The sequence below is a fragment of the Blautia sp. HCP3S3_G3 genome, assembly GCF_052063365.1.
Lineage (GTDB): Bacteria > Bacillota > Clostridia > Lachnospirales > Lachnospiraceae > Blautia_A.
This window is the reverse complement of record NZ_JBQHXR010000061.1, coordinates 1-1,304: the sequence shown is the minus strand read 5'-3', so window position 1 is coordinate 1,304 and position 1,304 is coordinate 1. Positions and strand designations below refer to the sequence as shown.

The following is a 1,304-nucleotide window of genomic DNA, read 5'->3' as shown; positions in this document are numbered from 1 at the left end:
GTTTTCCATCTGAGAAAGTACAGTTCTTTAAACATTTCCGGATATAAATCAGAATCCATTACATTAGTGGCCAGATATTCTGTAACCCCACTGTCAAGTACAACCCGGATGATACGAATGGGGATAGGATCTGAGTCAGGAGTACCTAAATGAGGGCGTTTGGAGGAAGAGAGCATGATGACAGAGTCGTCTGAGTCAGAACGGGTAATTGTCATATTTTCTTTGAGCCGCATAAGACAAAGGATATTATTTTGGACGAAAAAACGATACATTTTTTCTGAATAATAGCCGCGGTCATAAATGATGATAGAATTATCTGCTAAATCAAGGGTGAAAAAAGCGCTAAGGTGATCCAGAGCCGCTGAACGTTCAGAGGATAGATCGGGATGTAGGGAACAGTCCACAATGACATCTTCCAAAACATCATATAAGGTAGAGCAGAGAGCCATGGAGTAGACCTGGAAAGGATTGGAAGTGTTAAAACGCTTTCCAAAATGATTGAGATTGCCTCTGGAGTTAGGAAGCTGAAGTTTAGAGCCGTCGACAGCAAAAACATGATAACCATGCCAGTTTTTCCTCTCACTGATCATTTCATAGTAAGTGCGTACAGTAAGAGCAAACAGCTCCCTGAACAGGGAAGGAAGGATCCATTGTCTTGCTTTGGATAGTGCCTGCTTTGAAATCTGATCGGGAAAGTCGATATCGGGAAGATCATCGCAGATTCTGGAGATATTTTGATGCATGGCACAATGATTGGTATGCAGTAGATAAAAGACGACCTGACGGAGGGAAAGTTTTCTCTTACGGACAAAATGGTTCTCAACGCGATACTGATTCAAAAAATCAGTGGAAGCAAGAAGATGCCGTATGCAGATGATGATCCTGGTGAAAATATTCTGATAACAGTTCATATGTGATACCTCCTTAAATTTAAAAATTTAAGGGGTGCGCAACACATTTTGATTAATTTGTCAAGCAGAAAATGGCACAAAAAGATTAAATATTTATAAAATAAAACTAAAAAATATATAAATATCTTAAGTTGACCACATTGGTGACAGGCACCATAAAGTGCGGACATCCATATGAGCCAGACGGGTAAGGGCCAGCAGTAGGAAGGTGCCGGTGCCGGGCCCGTAAAAGCCATCGTAAAGACCGATTATAAAAGCACTGATACATACAATTATCATACGTTTAGATAATATGAAGTGACCTCACATTTGTAATAACGTGGATTTACCTGTATACTAAAGTTTGACGAGAACAATGGTAACAGGGATTACCACATACAAAAGGAGGCCACT

General features: G+C 40.2%; 1 protein-coding gene and 1 pseudogene. Both read right to left on the bottom strand.

The annotated features are described in order from the left end of the window. On the bottom strand, positions 1–911 hold a 911-nt coding region (locus tag ACTNEW_RS16240), incomplete at its 3' end, for an IS4 family transposase (RefSeq protein WP_441062849.1). A 159-nt stretch (positions 912–1,070) separates the two neighbouring features. Further along, positions 1,071–1,175, bottom strand: a pseudogene (locus ACTNEW_RS16235) (sulfite exporter TauE/SafE family protein); the annotation flags it as partial. Positions 1,176–1,304 lie beyond the last annotated feature (129 nt).